15 protein-coding genes and 4 tRNA genes are annotated in these 16622 nt (G+C 45.5%); 1 reads left to right on the forward strand and 18 read right to left on the reverse strand.

Going from position 1 to position 16622, the window contains the following annotated elements; all coding sequences use genetic code 11:
- The 10 genes from R8269_RS09960 to pncC all read right to left on the reverse strand — a co-directional run bounded on the left by R8269_RS09960 (position 1) and on the right by pncC (position 7550).
- A tRNA-Arg gene (locus R8269_RS09960) sits at positions 1–73 on the reverse strand.
- Between the two features lie 85 nt (positions 74–158).
- Positions 159–250 (reverse strand) — tRNA-Ser (locus R8269_RS09965).
- 29 nt (positions 251–279) lie between these two features.
- Positions 280–356 (reverse strand) — tRNA-Arg (locus tag R8269_RS09970).
- Between the two features lie 31 nt (positions 357–387).
- Positions 388–479 (reverse strand) — tRNA-Ser (locus tag R8269_RS09975).
- A gap of 334 nt (positions 480–813) precedes the next feature.
- Entirely contained in the window at positions 814–1011 is a 198-nt protein-coding gene (gene csrA / locus R8269_RS09980) for a carbon storage regulator CsrA (RefSeq protein WP_004415691.1), read from the reverse strand.
- Positions 1012–1103: 92 nt separating this feature from the next.
- Entirely contained in the window at positions 1104–2291 is a 1188-nt protein-coding gene (locus R8269_RS09985) for an aspartate kinase (protein ID WP_005383803.1), read from the reverse strand.
- A 212-nt stretch (positions 2292–2503) separates the two neighbouring features.
- Complete coding sequence (gene alaS / locus R8269_RS09990; protein WP_047103161.1) at positions 2504–5086, reverse strand: alanine--tRNA ligase; 2583 nt, start codon at positions 5084–5086, stop codon at positions 2504–2506.
- Between the two features lie 142 nt (positions 5087–5228).
- A complete protein-coding gene (recX, locus tag R8269_RS09995; RefSeq protein WP_017633543.1) occupies positions 5229–5696 on the reverse strand; it encodes a recombination regulator RecX in 468 nt (155 codons plus the stop codon).
- A gap of 127 nt (positions 5697–5823) precedes the next feature.
- Complete coding sequence (gene recA / locus R8269_RS10000) at positions 5824–6867, reverse strand: recombinase RecA (RefSeq protein WP_005380874.1); 1044 nt, start codon at positions 6865–6867, stop codon at positions 5824–5826.
- A gap of 200 nt (positions 6868–7067) precedes the next feature.
- On the reverse strand, positions 7068–7550 hold the full coding sequence (gene pncC / locus R8269_RS10005; RefSeq protein WP_005380875.1) for a nicotinamide-nucleotide amidase: 483 nt from the start codon (positions 7548–7550) through the stop codon (positions 7068–7070).
- Positions 7551–7634: 84 nt separating this feature from the next.
- Here pncC and mutS point away from each other — a divergent pair, with 84 nt between their 5' ends.
- Positions 7635–10196, forward strand: coding sequence for a DNA mismatch repair protein MutS (gene mutS / locus R8269_RS10010; RefSeq protein ID WP_104979687.1), 2562 nt, complete (start codon positions 7635–7637; stop codon positions 10194–10196).
- Positions 10197–10278: 82 nt separating this feature from the next.
- On the opposite strand, the gene rpoS is transcribed toward mutS, so the two are convergent.
- The 8 genes from rpoS to ftsB all read right to left on the reverse strand — a co-directional run bounded on the left by rpoS (position 10279) and on the right by ftsB (position 16257).
- On the reverse strand, positions 10279–11265 hold the full coding sequence (gene rpoS, locus R8269_RS10015; RefSeq protein WP_005380887.1) for an RNA polymerase sigma factor RpoS: 987 nt from the start codon (positions 11263–11265) through the stop codon (positions 10279–10281).
- An 80-nt stretch (positions 11266–11345) separates the two neighbouring features.
- Positions 11346–12269, reverse strand: coding sequence for a peptidoglycan DD-metalloendopeptidase family protein (locus tag R8269_RS10020; protein ID WP_017633546.1), 924 nt, complete (start codon positions 12267–12269; stop codon positions 11346–11348).
- A 13-nt stretch (positions 12270–12282) separates the two neighbouring features.
- Positions 12283–12909 (reverse strand): protein-L-isoaspartate(D-aspartate) O-methyltransferase, encoded by a 627-nt coding sequence (locus tag R8269_RS10025; RefSeq protein WP_005380892.1) that lies wholly within the window; start codon positions 12907–12909, stop codon positions 12283–12285.
- Positions 12909–13685: a 5'/3'-nucleotidase SurE gene (gene surE, locus R8269_RS10030; RefSeq protein ID WP_005380894.1), complete on the reverse strand. Its 777-nt coding sequence runs from the start codon at positions 13683–13685 to the stop codon at positions 12909–12911. Before surE ends, R8269_RS10025 begins: the two co-directional genes overlap by 1 nt.
- The gene (truD, locus tag R8269_RS10035; protein ID WP_017821624.1) at positions 13685–14728 is read right to left on the reverse strand and encodes a tRNA pseudouridine(13) synthase TruD; all 1044 of its coding nucleotides are present in this window, start codon (positions 14726–14728) and stop codon (positions 13685–13687) included. The genes surE and truD overlap by 1 nt, the downstream gene beginning before the upstream one ends.
- Positions 14729–14773: 45 nt before the next feature.
- Positions 14774–15250, reverse strand: coding sequence for a 2-C-methyl-D-erythritol 2,4-cyclodiphosphate synthase (gene ispF, locus R8269_RS10040; protein ID WP_005380896.1), 477 nt, complete (start codon positions 15248–15250; stop codon positions 14774–14776).
- A gap of 16 nt (positions 15251–15266) precedes the next feature.
- Positions 15267–15974, reverse strand: a complete 708-nt coding sequence (gene ispD / locus R8269_RS10045) for a 2-C-methyl-D-erythritol 4-phosphate cytidylyltransferase (RefSeq protein ID WP_005380898.1) — start codon at positions 15972–15974, stop codon at positions 15267–15269.
- A 1-nt stretch (position 15975) separates the two neighbouring features.
- Positions 15976–16257, reverse strand: coding sequence for a cell division protein FtsB (gene ftsB, locus R8269_RS10050; RefSeq protein WP_005380907.1), 282 nt, complete (start codon positions 16255–16257; stop codon positions 15976–15978).
- Positions 16258–16622 lie beyond the last annotated feature (365 nt).

A 16622-nucleotide genomic window follows, 5' to 3' on the forward strand; every position in this document is an offset into this window, starting at 1 on the left:
GCGTCCTGGAGGATTCGAACCTCCGACCGCCTGGTTCGTAGCCAGGTACTCTATCCAGCTGAGCTAAGGACGCGCAGATCTTCTTGCTAAGAAGTTGTGAAGTAAATCACATTCATTTCTTACGAAACAAAAAAAAGGCCATCGGGCCAGTCAATGAATGGCGGTGAAGGAGGGATTCGAACCCTCGATACGGGATAAACCGTATACTCCCTTAGCAGGGGAGCGCCTTCAGCCTCTCGGCCACCTCACCGTTTTCATTGTTATATCTCAAAAGAGATATGGCGCGTCCTGGAGGATTCGAACCTCCGACCGCCTGGTTCGTAGCCAGGTACTCTATCCAGCTGAGCTAAGGACGCACTTTTTGTTGATAAATCAACGTTGCAAGAATGGCGGTGAAGGAGGGATTCGAACCCTCGATACGGGATAAACCGTATACTCCCTTAGCAGGGGAGCGCCTTCAGCCTCTCGGCCACCTCACCGTCTTGCGGAGGCACATATTACGTTTTACCGAAAATATGTCAAACACTTTCTTTGAAAAAATCTACGAAACTGGCTTAACCGTTGCTGATTTAATCAAAGTGACTATTAAACGAACTTTATCACTCTATTATGATGAAAAAAAGAGAGTCTTCTCTGAAAAAAAGACATTTATTTTCAAATAACTTTCTGAAGTTCGAATCAACATTATTGATGAATTCACAGCCATACTCAACACAATAGTTTCTGCAAATTTTCAAAAACAGTAAAAACTAAAAAGGCCAACCCTTCGGTTAGCCTTTTTCATTCAAACTAAGCTCTGTAAACAGGAGCGACTTAGTAGTTACCTGAAGCAACGTTGCCATTGCCTTTTTCAGCTTGAATGCGCATGTAGATTTCTTCACGGTGAACTGAAACCTCTTTCGGAGCGTTAACGCCGATACGCACTTGGTTACCTTTAACACCTAGTACAGTTACAGTCACTTCATCACCAATCATCAGTGTTTCGCCTACGCGGCGAGTCAAAATTAGCATTCTTTGCTCCTTGAGTAATCTCTAAATTTTCTTGCTACAAAGCTATTATCCAACAAAAGTTATATTTTCGTAAACTACCTTGTTAGCGAAAATCAGCCTAAAAAGGCATGTTTTTGTTGAATGTTTAATGCTTCACTAGACGTAATGTAAGCATCATGCAGAATGTTTGCTGCTGTATCCACACATTCGGGTGCTAAAACTAGCATCATAGTGAGTGCATTCGTTGCGCTGAAATTGATCTCAATATCTCGCTTTGCCAACAAATCGCATGCGTGCTCTACCATTCCATTGGCCTCAAGCCCCACTGCGGTCAACAGGCTTACCACTTCACTATTACGGATTTTGTCGCTGAACACCAGATCGAACTTGGCACATGCATCTTGTTTTATCATGATACCTGCCCGTTCTGTTTCCTCGATCACATTCCAAATGTCGATACCCAACATCTGACATTGTTTTGTAGCACTAGATAAATGTTCTTTATCGACTTCGATTATGGCAAGGTCACGTTGAATGGCTATACCAGAGACGGCTTGATTGCCTAACTCCCCCTTTACCAGACTGCCTTCATTAACATCAAATGTCGAAAGCACGCGCAGTGGCACATTATTCTTCCATGCAAATTGCACTGAAGGTAAATGTAATACTTTCGCGCCTCGGCTTGCCATCGCTTCCATGGAAGGAAAATCGATAACCGCCAATTTTCGCGCGTTTTTCACTACACGTGGGTCACAAGTATAAATACCATCAACGTCGGTAAAGATTTGACACTCATCAGCGCGCAATGCGCCTGCCAGTGCCACTGCGCTCGTATCTGAGCCACCTCGACCTAATGTGGTGATATCCCCGTTCTCATTCACACCTTGAAAGCCTGCAACAATCACGATTTGGTCTTGCTCAAGCAATCCCAGAATTGTCTTAGTATCAATGTGTTTAATCGTTGCGTCATTGTGTTGATTATCCGTCACAATATTCGCCTGTGCTCCGGTAAGCGAGCGTGCAGCATGACCCAATTTATTGAGTGTCATTGCTAACAGTGCCATTGACACTTGCTCACCAGCAGAGAGCAAAACATCAAGTTCTCGAGCTGTAGGCACGCTATCTATCTGTTTAGCGAGGTCCATCAGTCTGTTTGTTTCGCCTGACATTGCAGACACGACAACAACAACTTGATTGCCATCATTTTTCGCCTTAATGATGTGTTCAGCAACTTGGTGGATTCTTTCAATTGAACCCACTGAGGTTCCGCCAAACTTTTGCACGATAAGGGGCTTTTTCACCAGTCTTCACCTTCCCAAGACCGAAGTCTCTTTAGAACTGCTTACATCTTCAGTATTTCCTTTTAGAAAAATTATATAAGCAGTAGTTACAACAAAAACCAAATAGCCTAAATGACTCGGTTAACTTTTGGTCAATTAAACCACTTGGCTGCTAAAAAAAATTACGCTCAATCAAAGAAACTTGATTGAGCGTAATTTTAGTAGTTAAAAGCTTATAAGCGCTCTTCTAACCAAGGCTGAACTGTTTTAATTGCCTCTGGTAGTGCGGCTACATCAGTACCACCAGCTTGAGCCATGTCAGGACGACCACCGCCCTTACCACCGACTTGCTCAGCAATCATCTTAACTAGATCACCAGCTTTTACTTTACCAGTTAGATCTTTAGTCACACCAGCAATCAGACCAACCTTGTCACCTGTTACGTTGGCAAGCAGTACGACACCAGACCCCATTTGGTTCTTGATGTCATCAACCATAGTACGTAGGTTCTTGCTGTCAGCGCCTTCAAGAGCTGCGACTAGAACTTTTGTACCATTGACTTCAACCGCTTTGCCCATGATGTTAGCGCTTTCTGCTGCTGCCATCTTATCTTTTAGCTTCTGCACTTCTTTCTCTAGCGCTTTTGCTTTCTGTGCAGATTCTGCCAGTTTCTCTTCATACTTCGCGTTTTGAGCTTCAATCGCGTCTAATGCAGCCTCGCCTGTTACCGCCTCAATACGTCGAATACCTGCAGCAATGCCGCTTTCTGAAGTGATTTTGAATAGGCCAATATCACCTGTGCTTGATGCGTGAATACCACCGCAAAGCTCTGTCGAGAAGTCCCCCATAGACAGTACGCGTACTTCGTCGTCGTACTTCTCGCCGAATAGAGCCATTGCGCCTTTCTTCTTAGCAGACTCAATGTCCATCACGTTGGTTTCAATCGTGTGGTTACGACGAATTTGCGCGTTAACTAGACGCTCAACTTCTTTCAGTTCTGCTGCAGTTACTGCTTCTAGGTGTGAGAAGTCGAAACGTAGGCTGTCAGCTTTCACTAGAGAGCCTTTCTGCGTTACGTGCTCACCAAGAACTTGGCGAAGTGCTGCGTGTAGCAAGTGCGTTGCTGAGTGGTTTAGAGAGATAGCTGCGCGACGCTCTGCGTCAACGATAGTTGCTACTTCGTCGCCTTTCGCTAGAACGCCTTCTGCCATTACACCGTGGTGTGCGATTGCGTTACCTAGCTTTTGAGTGTCTTCAACACAGAATACACCAGCTTCAGTACGGATTTCACCAGCGTCACCACATTGACCACCTGACTCTGCGTAGAATGGTGTCTCACCAAGCACGATGATTGCTTTGTCGCCTGCAGATAGAGATTCTACTTCGTTGCCTTCAACGAACATCGCCGCTACAGAGCTAGAGCCTTTAGTACCTGTGTAACCACAGAATTCTGTTTGCGTATCAACTTTGATTGCTGCGTTGTAGTCAGTACCGAAGTTACCCGCTTCACGCGCACGTTGACGCTGCTCTTCCATCGCTTTCTCGAAACCTTCTTCGTCGATTGCGAACTCACGCTCACGTGCTACGTCGTTAGTTAAGTCAGCTGGGAAGCCGTAAGTATCGTAAAGTTTAAATACGGTTTCGCCGTCTAGTACTTTACCGTCTAGGTTATCTAGTGCTTCGTTTAGAATCGCCATACCGCGCTCAAGTGTACGACCAAAGTTTTCTTCTTCGATACGCAGTACTTTTTCAACCACAGCTTGTTGACGCTTCAGCTCTTCACCAGCCGTACCCATGATGTCAGCTAGAACGCCAACCAACTTGTGGAAGAATGCACCTTGTGCGCCCAGCTTGTTACCGTGACGAACTGCACGACGGATGATACGGCGTAATACGTAACCTCGACCTTCGTTTGAAGGCATAACGCCATCCACGATCAGGAATGAACATGAACGGATGTGGTCAGCGATAACGCGTAGTGATTGGTTTGATAGGTCTTCGTAACCGATCACTTCTGCTGCTGCTTTGATAAGAGCTTGGAATACATCGATTTCGTAGTTTGAGTGAACGCCCTGCATGATTGCAGAGATACGCTCGATACCCATACCAGTATCTACCGATGGTTTTGGTAGCGGTTCCATAGTCCCGTCTGCGTGACGGTTGAACTGCATGAATACGTTGTTCCAGATCTCGATGAAACGGTCACCATCTTCTTCAGGCGTGCCAGGACGGCCACCCCAGATGTGCTCACCGTGATCGTAGAAGATTTCAGTACATGGACCACAAGGGCCAGTGTCGCCCATTTGCCAGAAGTTATCAGACTCGTACGGCTTGCCGCCTTCTTTATCACCAATGCGAACAATACGATCAGCGGGTACGCCAACTTTCTTGTTCCAGATGTCAAACGCTTCGTCATCGGTTTCGTAAACAGTTACCAATAAACGATCCGCTGGCAGTTTAAGAACTTCGGTTAGGAATTCCCAAGCAAAGGAGATCGCATCTTCTTTGAAGTAATCGCCAAAGCTGAAGTTGCCTAACATTTCAAAGAATGTGTGGTGACGAGCAGTAAAGCCAACATTTTCTAGGTCGTTATGTTTACCACCAGCACGTACGCAACGCTGAGCCGTAGTCGCTCGAGTGTAGGCTCGTTTTTCTAAGCCTAAGAAACAATCTTTAAATTGGTTCATACCTGCGTTTGTGAACAGCAGGGTTGGGTCGTTATGTGGAACTAACGATGAACTTTCTACGATTTGGTGTCCTTTGCTCTCAAAGAACTTGAGGAACGCGTTACGAACCTCATCAGTGCTCATGTACATGCAGCTCTTCCTGAAAATAGTCGAGTTAGAATTTTGCCGTATTGTAGATCATGCAAACAGCTGAGACTAGTTTTCTTGAGGAAAAGAGGGAGTAGGAGAAAAAATTTGAAGCAAAACAAAAATCAGTGCGGACGACTGACCGTTAATCTTCGTCCTCAAAGCTCAGCGCGTAGCTGATTTGGTCAAAACTGTAGCCGCGATACTGCAGAAAACGAACTTGTTTTGCGTACTCTTTTTGGTCTTTGGCTTTAATACCTTTGAATTTCTTTTCTGCCGCCTGTTTAGCCAGTTCAAACCAATCTTGCGGCTCTTCAGCCATAGCTTGCTCAATCACCGATTCCGCAACACGCTTCTGGTTTAACTCTTGACGAATTCGACGCTCTCCATGTCCTTTGTATACATGCTGTCTAATTTGACTCTTCGCGTAACGTAAATCATCTAAATAGTTATGGTCTAGGCAAAAATTAATTGCGATGTCGATGTCTGATTCTTCATAGCCCTTCATCGATAATTTTTGGTAAAGCTCATACTGACCATGATCGCGACGGCTAAGCAATTGGATAGCTGCCTCTTTGCTCGATAATGTTGGCGCCTGGCGTTTTTGGTACATGATGATCCTAAAAGTATTTTTGCTGTACAGGCTCTCAATGGCCTTTGTGATAATTCGATTTTTGATTTCAATAGATACAACAAAGCCCCGCATTGCAGGGCTTTGTCATTTATTAATCTATGAAAGATTAAAACTCTTCAGCTTGCTCTGGCGCTTCACCAGCTTCAGGCGCTTCCGCAAGTGCTGGCGCTAGCAACATTTCACGCAGTTTTGTATCGATAGTTTTAGCCACTTCAGGGTGCTCACGCAGGTAGTTACACGCATTCGCTTTACCTTGACCAATCTTATCGCCATTGTAGCTATACCAAGCACCGGCTTTTTCAACTAACTTGTGCTTCACACCTAGATCGACAAGTTCACCTTCGCGGTTAAAGCCTTGGCCGTACATGATTTGTGTGTTTGCTTCTTTAAATGGTGCTGCAATCTTATTCTTAACAACTTTGATGCGCGTTTCGTTACCTACGACTTCGTCACCTTCTTTGATTGCGCCAGTACGACGGATATCTAGACGAACAGAAGCGTAGAACTTAAGTGCGTTACCACCTGTTGTTGTTTCTGGGTTACCAAACATCACACCAATCTTCATACGGATTTGGTTGATGAAGATACACATACAGTTAGACTGCTTTAGGTTACCCGTTAGCTTACGCATTGCTTGAGAAAGCATACGTGCTTGCAGACCCATGTGGCTATCGCCCATTTCGCCTTCGATTTCTGCTTTCGGTGTTAGCGCTGCAACAGAGTCGACAACCATAACATCGATAGCACCAGAACGTGCAAGTGCGTCACAGATCTCTAGCGCTTGCTCACCTGTGTCTGGCTGAGAAACTAGCAATGCATCGATATCTACGCCAAGTTTCTTCGCGTATACAGGATCTAGAGCGTGCTCTGCATCGATAAACGCACACGTTTTGCCTTCACGTTGCGCAGCAGCAATAAGCTCAAGCGTTAATGTTGTTTTACCTGAAGATTCTGGGCCGTAGATTTCTACGATACGACCCATTGGTAGACCACCAGCACCCAAAGCGATATCAAGAGAAAGAGAACCCGTTGAGATGGTTTCTACGTCCATTGCGCGGTTATCACCAAGGCGCATGATAGAGCCTTTACCGAATTGCTTTTCAATTTGACCTAGCGCAGCGGCGAGCGCTTTCTGTTTGTTCTCGTCCATTACTTTCTCCGATTTATTCATCTTCTTTGGGCGACGAATAGTAATTCATTTTTCTTAAGCAGAAGAACTGCTCAGCAATGAAAGTTATTATACTGTTGATTCATACAGTGTCCATACCTGTATGAAAAAAATTTGGCTGACCTAAAGTCGTGATTTGCTCTAGCCCTTATCAATGCTGGGCTAAAACAATTTAAGAAATTCTAGAGTAGATGTTGATACAATTGAGTCAGCGCATGCTCGACCGCTTTTTTGCGAACTTCTGCACGGTCACCAGTAAAATGCATGGTTTCGACTTGCTGCCAACTTTGGTTATCAGCAAAAGCAAAGCAGACCATGCCGACTGGTTTCTCTTCACTGCCACCCCCCGGCCCTGCAATACCACTGATGGACACACCGATGGTCGCATTGGAGTTTTTCATTGCACCCTGTACCATTTCAATCACAACTGGCTCACTCACTGCACCATGCGCTTCTAACGTTGAAGCTTGCACACCAAGCATCTCCATTTTCGCTTCATTACTGTAGGTGACAAACGCACGGTCAAGCCACGCTGAACTACCAGCAATGTCAGTAATGGCGGTTGCAACACCACCACCAGTGCATGATTCTGCGGTCGTTAAAAGATGCCCGTGTTTAGCCAATAATGCGCCTAAATCGGCACTCAATTTTGTTGTTTTTTCCATAGCCAAAATGCCCTTTGTCTCTTTTTACTTGATAGGGATTCACGTATCCTAAGCCGCTACGGAAATAAACAAAAGAACTTACCTGTGAAAGCTGAACAAAAACACACACCGATGATGCAGCAATACCTCAAGCTAAAAGCTGAGAACCCAGAGATTTTGCTGTTCTACCGCATGGGCGATTTCTACGAACTCTTTTACGATGATGCCAAGCGAGCTTCTCAGCTTCTTGATATTTCATTGACCAAACGTGGTGCGTCTGCAGGTGAACCTATCCCAATGGCGGGTGTGCCATTTCACGCCGTAGAGGGCTACCTGGCAAAACTTGTTCAGCTTGGTGAGTCTGTGGCGATCTGTGAACAGATTGGCGATCCGGCCACCAGCAAGGGCCCAGTAGAACGTAAAGTTGTGCGTATCGTTACACCAGGTACTGTGACGGATGAGGCGCTGCTTTCTGAGCGTGTCGATAACTTAATCGCAGCAATTTACCATCACAACGGTAAGTTCGGTTATGCGACGCTGGATGTCACCTCTGGTCGCTTCCAACTGACAGAACCAGAAACTGAAGAAGCGATGACAGCCGAGCTTCAACGTACCGCACCACGTGAGCTACTGTTCCCAGAAGATTTTGAACCTGTACATTTAATGGCGAGCCGCAATGGTAACCGTCGTCGCCCAGTCTGGGAGTTTGAGCTTGATACGGCTAAGCAACAACTCAATCAACAATTTGGCACAAAAGATCTGGTTGGTTTTGGTGTAGAACATGCGTCCTTAGGGTTATGTGCTGCTGGTTGTTTGATCCAGTACGTAAAAGATACTCAACGTACGGCTTTACCTCATATTCGCTCTTTAACGTTTGATCATCAGGATCAATCCGTCATCCTTGATGCTGCTACCCGACGTAATCTGGAAATTACTCAAAATCTAGCAGGCGGAACCGATAACACGCTCGCTGCAGTACTCGACCATTGTGCAACTCCGATGGGCAGCCGAATGCTGAAGCGTTGGTTGCATCAGCCTATGCGTTGCATTGAAACGTTAAACAATCGCCTTGATGCGATTGGTGAGATTAAAGAACAAGCTCTGTTTGCTGATCTTCAACCAACGTTAAAGCAAATTGGTGATATTGAACGTATCTTAGCGCGCCTTGCATTACGCTCTGCTCGCCCTCGCGATATGGCTAGACTTCGCAATGCCATGCAACAGCTACCAGAGCTAGAATCTGTCACCGCTTCTTTGACCCATCCGTACCTAACGAAATTGGCGAAGTATGCAGCTCCGATTGACGAAGTATGTGACCTGTTAGAGCGCGCGATTAAAGAAAATCCGCCGGTTGTTATTCGTGATGGTGGCGTCATCGCTGAAGGCTACAATGCGGAGCTCGATGAATGGCGAAAATTGGCAGACGGTGCAACAGAATATCTTGAGCAGCTTGAGCGAGATGAGCGTGAACGACACGGTATCGATACGCTTAAAGTAGGCTATAACAACGTTCATGGCTTCTTTATCCAAGTGAGCCGTGGCCAGAGCCATTTGGTTCCACCGCATTATGTACGTCGCCAAACACTCAAAAACGCTGAACGCTACATCATCCCAGAGCTTAAGGAACACGAAGACAAAGTACTTAACTCGAAATCTAAAGCGTTAGCACTTGAGAAACAGTTGTGGGAAGAACTGTTTGATCTATTGATGCCAAACCTTGAGAAGCTGCAAAACCTAGCTTCTGCTCTGTCTCAACTGGATGTATTACAAAACCTAGCAGAGCGTGCAGATTCGTTAGATTACTGCCGCCCAACGCTTGTGAAAGACGCAGGAATTCACATTCAAGCTGGTCGTCATCCAGTCGTAGAACAAGTAACAACAGAGCCGTTCATCGCGAACCCAATTGAGCTGAACCCAGCCCGTAAGATGTTGATCATTACCGGTCCAAACATGGGTGGTAAATCAACCTACATGCGTCAAACTGCGCTGATTGCATTGATGGCACATATCGGCTCTTATGTACCGGCAGAATCCGCACAGATTGGTTCTTTAGATCGTATATTTACTCGTATTGGTGCGTCAGATGATCTTGCATCTGGCCGCTCGACCTTCATGGTAGAAATGACCGAAACAGCCAATATTCTTCACAACGCAACTAAGAATAGTTTGGTGCTAATGGATGAAATCGGACGCGGTACTAGTACTTACGACGGTCTGTCTTTAGCTTGGGCAAGTGCGGAATGGCTCGCAACACAAATTGGTGCGATGACCCTATTTGCAACCCACTACTTCGAATTAACAGAGTTACCAAGCCAGCTGCCAAACTTAGCGAACGTTCACTTGGATGCCGTAGAACATGGAGATAGCATTGCCTTTATGCACGCAGTTCAAGAAGGTGCGGCAAGTAAGTCTTACGGTCTGGCTGTTGCGGGCTTAGCAGGCGTACCAAAAACGGTCATCAAAAATGCGCGTAACAAGCTATCTCAGCTAGAGCTACTGGGGCAAAACAGTGACACACCACGTCCAAGTGCAGTAGATGTGGCTAACCAGTTGAGCCTGATTCCAGAGCCTAGCGAGGTCGAACAAGCTCTGTCAGGTATTGACCCTGACGACTTAACGCCACGCCAAGCTCTTGAAGAGCTGTATCGCTTGAAGAAGATGCTGTAAACAGACTCACACCGACGAGCAAAAAAGAAAAAAGGCTATGGGGAACCATAGCCTTTTGTGTATCTAGTGAAATACGGATTATTTAATCGTCTTCTACGTTAAACAAGTTTTCCATATTCAAACCTTGTTTGATTAGGACTTCACGAAGACGACGTAAACCTTCCACTTGTATTTGACGTACTCGCTCACGTGTCAGACCAATCTCTCGACCAACTTCTTCCAGCGTCGAAGGCTCATAGCCTAGTAGGCCGAAGCGTCGTGCAAGCACTTCTTTCTGTTTCGGATTCAACTCTTCTAACCAATGAATCAACGATGATTTGATGTCGTCATCTTGAGTCGAAACTTCTGGATCAGAGTTGTTTGCATCAGGAATAATATCCAGCAGCGCTTTCTCACCGTCACCACCGATTGGCGTGTCGACAGAGCTAATACGCTCATTAAGGCGTAACATTTTGCTTACGTCTTCGACTGGAATATCTAATTGAGCAGCAATTTCTTCTGCGGTCGGTTCGTGATCGAGCTTTTGAGAAAGTTCACGCGCAGTACGCAGATAAATGTTCAGCTCTTTCACTACATGGATAGGTAGACGGATCGTGCGAGTTTGGTTCATCAACGCTCGCTCTATCGTTTGTCGGATCCACCACGTTGCGTAAGTAGAGAAACGGAAACCACGTTCTGGGTCGAATTTTTCGACCGCTCGGATCAAGCCGAGGTTACCTTCTTCAATCAGATCAAGTAGTGCTAGACCACGGTTACTGTATCGACGAGAAATCTTAACAACCAAACGTAGGTTACTTTCGATCATACGTTTGCGTGCCGCTTCGTCGCCACGTAGGGCGCGTCTTGCGTAAAGCACTTCTTCTTCGGCAGTAAGTAAAGGTGAGAAGCCAATTTCGCCCAAATACAACTGAGTTGCATCTAAGCTTTTACTGCTCGCGTCAAATTCTTCACGCGCAGTCGCTTTGCTTTCTGTGGATGATGATCTTTCGAGTTCGTTATCAATGGTCTTCACTGACGCATTGTCAAATGCAAACTCTTCAACTTTGGTTACTGTGTTGCTGATACTCATAACGCCTCCCCCTGGCGAGTTAGCAAGACATGACAACTCAATATGTCGCTAAATGATGTCGCAAGTTGTTTTTCAAAGTTTTAAGGCAAATAGCGTTTTGGATTCACTGATTTACCTTGATAGCGAATTTCAAAGTGTAGTTTGACCGACTTTGCACCTGAACTACCCATGGTGGCGATTTTTTGTCCGCTTTTTACGCTTTGTCCTTCTGTGACCAGCAGTTTGTCATTATGTGCGTATGCGCTTAAATAATTGTCGTTATGCTTTACTATAATTAAGTTGCCATAACCTCGTAGCGCATTGCCTGAATAAACGACTGTGCCGGCTGCGGTTGAAACGATAGGTTGACCACGCTGTCCTGCGATGTCGATACCTTTATTTCCCTGTTCTCCCGCCGAAAAGTTCTTGATTACTCTCCCTTTTGTTGGCCACAACCACTTTGAGACTTTATCACTCTTTGCTGTGGTAGTTGGCGCTTTTTGCTTCACTTTTTGGTTATCTTTTGAACCAACATACTCCTTTGTTTTCGATTGTTCAACCTTCTTTGGAGGCTGTTTTTGTACGACTTTAGGCTTAGTCTCTGTAGGTTTTTGACTAGAGTTTTTACTCGAAGGTTTAGGTTTAGAGGCTGTTGATGTTTTCGTCACTGGAGCTGGGGGTGTCGTAACAACAGGAGCCACAACGGGTTCAACTTTTTGACCATATTTAGGGGCGACATATTTCGGAGCCCAAAGTTTTAGCCTCTGTCCTGGGTAGATAGTGTAAGGCTGAGTTAACTCATTGTAACGAACAAGATCATTTACATCTTTATCTGTGACATAAGCTATGAAGTAAAGTGTATCGCCTTTTTTTACCTCATAATAACTCCCTCTGTAACTCCCTCTTTCAAGGCTTGAATAGTCTTTTTTTAGGCTAGAGACAGGTGCAGGGGAATGCGCTGCACAACCAACTAGTCCTGCAGCAAACACAAAGCTAATACCAATATGACGTAGTAACTTATTCACCTATCCCTAACCCTTAAGCTAAATCACCCGCAACCAGAGGTACGAACCGAACCATTTCTACAACGGTAGAGAGATATTCGTCTCCCTTACGCTCTATTTTTAATAACTGTTGTTCCGTATCTCCAACAGGAATGACCATTTTGCCGCCATCTCTTAATTGTGAGAGAAGAGCTTGGGGAATCACTTCAGCGGCAGCGGTAACAATAATAGCATCGAAAGGACCTCTCGCTTCCCAGCCCTGCCACCCATCAGCATGCTTAGTTGAAACATTGTAAATATCCAATTGCTTCAGGCGACGCTTTGCTTCCCATTGCAACGATTTAATTCGCTCAACGGAGTATACATGATCAACAATTTGCGCCAGTACCGCGGTTTGATAACCCGATCCCGTTCCGATTTCCAGAACACGACTCGCCGGCTCTAGCTCAAGCAACTCGGTCATACGCGCAACGATATAAGGCTGAGAAATAGTTTGTCCCTGACCAATTGGTAACGCATTGTTATCATAGGCTTGGTGCATCATCGCTTGAGAAACAAAGCTTTCTCGTGGCAAGCGTTGGATAGCATCCAGAACTCTTTGGTCTTTGATGCCACTGGAGATAAGAAACGCTATCAACCTGTCAGCATGTGGGTTACTCATTACTTCTCTTCCTTTAACCAACTATCCATAGCACGCAGCGACTCGTGAGCGGTGAGATCAACTTGCAGAGGCGTCATTGAAACTCGGCCATGCTCAATTGCATAAAAGTCCGTGCCCTCTCCTGCATCTTGCTCCTTTCCTGGTGGCCCTAACCAATAAATGTCATGGCCTCTCGGATCTTTCTGCTTGATCATATTCTCTGCGTGATGACGTGCACCTAAACGCGTAACTTCAATTTCACCTAAATTCTCTGATGGTAAGTCAGGCACGTTTACGTTCAGTAGACGATTCGTTGGAATCGGCGACGCTAAATGCTGTTGTACAATTTGACGTGCAATTTTAGCGGCGGATTCGAAATGTCGCTTACCCACTAGAGAAAAAGCCACCGACTGAACGCCAAGGAAATGACCTTCCATGGCTGCTGCTACTGTTCCAGAATAAAGAACATCATCACCCAAATTAGCGCCATGGTTGATTCCTGACAGAACAAGATCAGGCAAATCATCTTTCATTAGCTCATTCAGCGCGAAATGCACACAATCCGTGGGCGTGCCTTGCACTGAGTAGATATTTGGGGCAATTTCAGTCACGCGTAATGGTTGTTCTAATGTGAGTGAATTCGAAGCACCTGAACGATTTCGATCAGGTGCGACAATGGTCACTTCAGCGATATCTCTCAACTCATCAGCGAGGGCATGAATCCCTTGAGCATGAACACCATCATCATTGCTGATTAAGACTCTTAAGGGCTTCGGGTTTCGTGAATCCTGTTCCATTAGTATTCTCTTTCTACTTCAACCTCATTAACTAACTCACGAACAATAGAGGTCGCAAAAGATCCCGCATCCAGTGAGAAAGTCAGCGTAATGTTGTTACCTTCAACCGTCCAAGCTAAATCTTTTGGCTTCAGCGCAATATCGCGACGATCGTGGCGCATGCGATTACCACGAATCAACGCCATGAGGTCAGGCTCTTCGTCTAAAAACGGTTGCTCTAATGCCAGAGCCTCGGCTTGAGTAGGCAGTGCATTATCGCCAGCAAGCGCAGCGGTAATTGCCGCTTCACCTTGTGCAAATTGCACTTGCAAATCAGTGATGTTGTTTGCATCAATCAACTGAGTGCCTGAATTCGTCTGTGCAATGTCACCATCAATGAACTTATCAAACACACAATTCTCTAGACGAGCTGAAACGATGCGGTTGAAAATCCACGAACGAGCCGCTGATAAATACATGCTTCGCTTGTTTTGATTGCGGGTACGAACGTTTTCGCGTCCCCATCGACGTGCTTCTTCAAGGTTGTTGCCATCGTTACCAAAACGCTGACTACCAAAGTAGTTTGGCACGCCAACTTGTTTCACTTTTTCAAGACGTTGCTCTACATCCGCTATATCTGTCACTTCAGACAAAGTAACCACGAACTCGTTCCCTACTAGGTCACCAGGACGCAGTTTTTTATTGTGACGATCTGTTGCAAGGATTTCGATACTTGGGTATTGAGCCAAAAACGCTGAAAAATCTGGCGTTTCACCTTTTGGTAAATGGACACTTAACCACTGTTCCGTCACCGCATGACGGTCTTTAAGACCCGCCCAGCTAACGTCTTTCGACTTAACACCACAGGCTTTTGCTAACTCGTTAGCAACGAAGCTGGTGTTCTCGCCCGTTTTACGGATACGAACCATTAAGTGCTCGCCTTCGCCCGTAAAGGCAAAACCTAAATCTTCGCGAACCTGAAAATGCTCTGGCTGCGCTTTAATTTTTGCCGATGCAACTGGCTTACCCGTTAGGTAAGCCAATGAAGATAAAATGTCTGACATGATGTGTTTCCGCTGATATCACAGCTTAGAGGAGCAAATTGCTAGTTATTGCTTAAACAGAAGTACAACGGCTTCCGTTGCAATGCCTTCTTTGCGTCCAGTAAAACCGAGACGTTCTGTCGTCGTCGCTTTTACGTTGATGTTACTAATGTCGGTTTCTAGATCTTCGGCAATTGCCGCACACATTGCGTCAATGTGTGGTGCCATTTTAGGCGCTTGTGCCATGATGGTTACATCAGCATTGCCAAGGCGGTAGCCTTGCTCTTTGACTCGACGGTAAACGTCTTTCAGTAGTTCACGACTGTTTGCGCCTTTCCATTTATCATCCGTATCTGGGAAATGACGGCCAATATCGCCGGCAGCAATCGCGCCCAGCAGAGCATCCGTTAACGCATGCAACGCTACATCGCCGTCTGAGTGTGCAATCAAACCTTGCTCATAAGGGATTGCTACACCACCAATAATGACTGGGCCTTCACCACCGAATTTATGTACATCGAAACCATGACCAATTCGAATCATTTTCTATCCTTTCTCTTTATTCGCCGCGCTCACGGCTTAGATAAAACTCGGCTAACGCAAGATCTTCTGGCTGAGTGATTTTTATATTGTTCGCATTCCCTTGAACTAAGGCTGGCTTCTCGCCTAGCCATTCCAAAGCCGAGGCTTCATCGGTAATGGTTACACCCTGTTCTAATGCGTCAGCCAGTGCTTGAGTAAGCTGCTGAGTTTTAAACATTTGTGGAGTCAGTGCATGCCACAATGCTTCTCTATCTACCGTATGATCGATATCTTGTACTGCGTTTGCTCGCTTCATTGTATCTCTCACAGGAGATGCGAGAATGCCACCCGTTGAGTGAGCGCAGCAAACATCAATCAAACGGTCAATGTCGGATGTTAATACACATGGCCTTGCAGCGTCGTGAACTAATACCCACTCGCTTTCCAGATGCTCATTGACATAGTTTAGCCCTGATAACACAGAGTCTGCTCTTTCTTTACCACCAGCTACACGAATCACATCTGGGCGCTTAGCAATGGACAATTCTGGGTAATATGGGTCGCCGTCAGTAATGGCAACGACAACCTTAGAAATATTTGGGTGAGAAAGCAGTTTCTCTACGGTATGTTCCAGTACCGCCTTACCTTCGATCAATAAATATTGCTTAGGGCGATCTGCCTTCATTCTGCTACCCACACCAGCAGCAGGCACAATTGCGATATGCGATGAGTTCATATCCAACATTTTAATGGTTTTCCTCACCTATAATGCGGTAAAAAGTCTCGCCATCTTTAACTAAACCGAGCTCATGACGCGCACGTTCTTCAATCGCATCAAGACCTTGCCTTAAATCATCAATCTCAGCGAACATTTCATTGTTGCGAGCTTGTAGCTTGCTGTTCACTTGTTGCTGAACTTCAATTTCATCTTTTACTGTGTAGTAGTCAGACACTCCGTTTTTACCAAACCATAGAGTGTATTGAAGCAAGCCAAACAGTAGCGTAAGGGCTATAACAAAGATTCGCATATCGCTGCTAACATTCTGTACCGGAAGGAATTAGATAAGGTGACATATATAGCATAAATGCGAGGTTGCCTCTAGGGGAGAAAGGGAGACTCACACGCTCCTTACAAGAAATAAGCAGCAAAATGAAACAAGCTCATAGGAAGCGCTCCTTACCCATGACCAAAGTAAGAGCCAAAAATACAAACCTATAAATACAAAAAAACCGCCGTAGCGATGGTTTCAAAAAGCTATTTAGCGAAACTTTACTCAATAAGAATTAAGCTTGACCTTTAACTTCTTTAAGATCGCTTACTTGAAACATGGACTTAGCGCTTCCGTTATATAAAAAAACACCCCGCCAAAGCAGGGTGTTTTAAAAGCTTTAA

Source organism: Vibrio sp. Vb0667, from assembly GCF_033391095.1.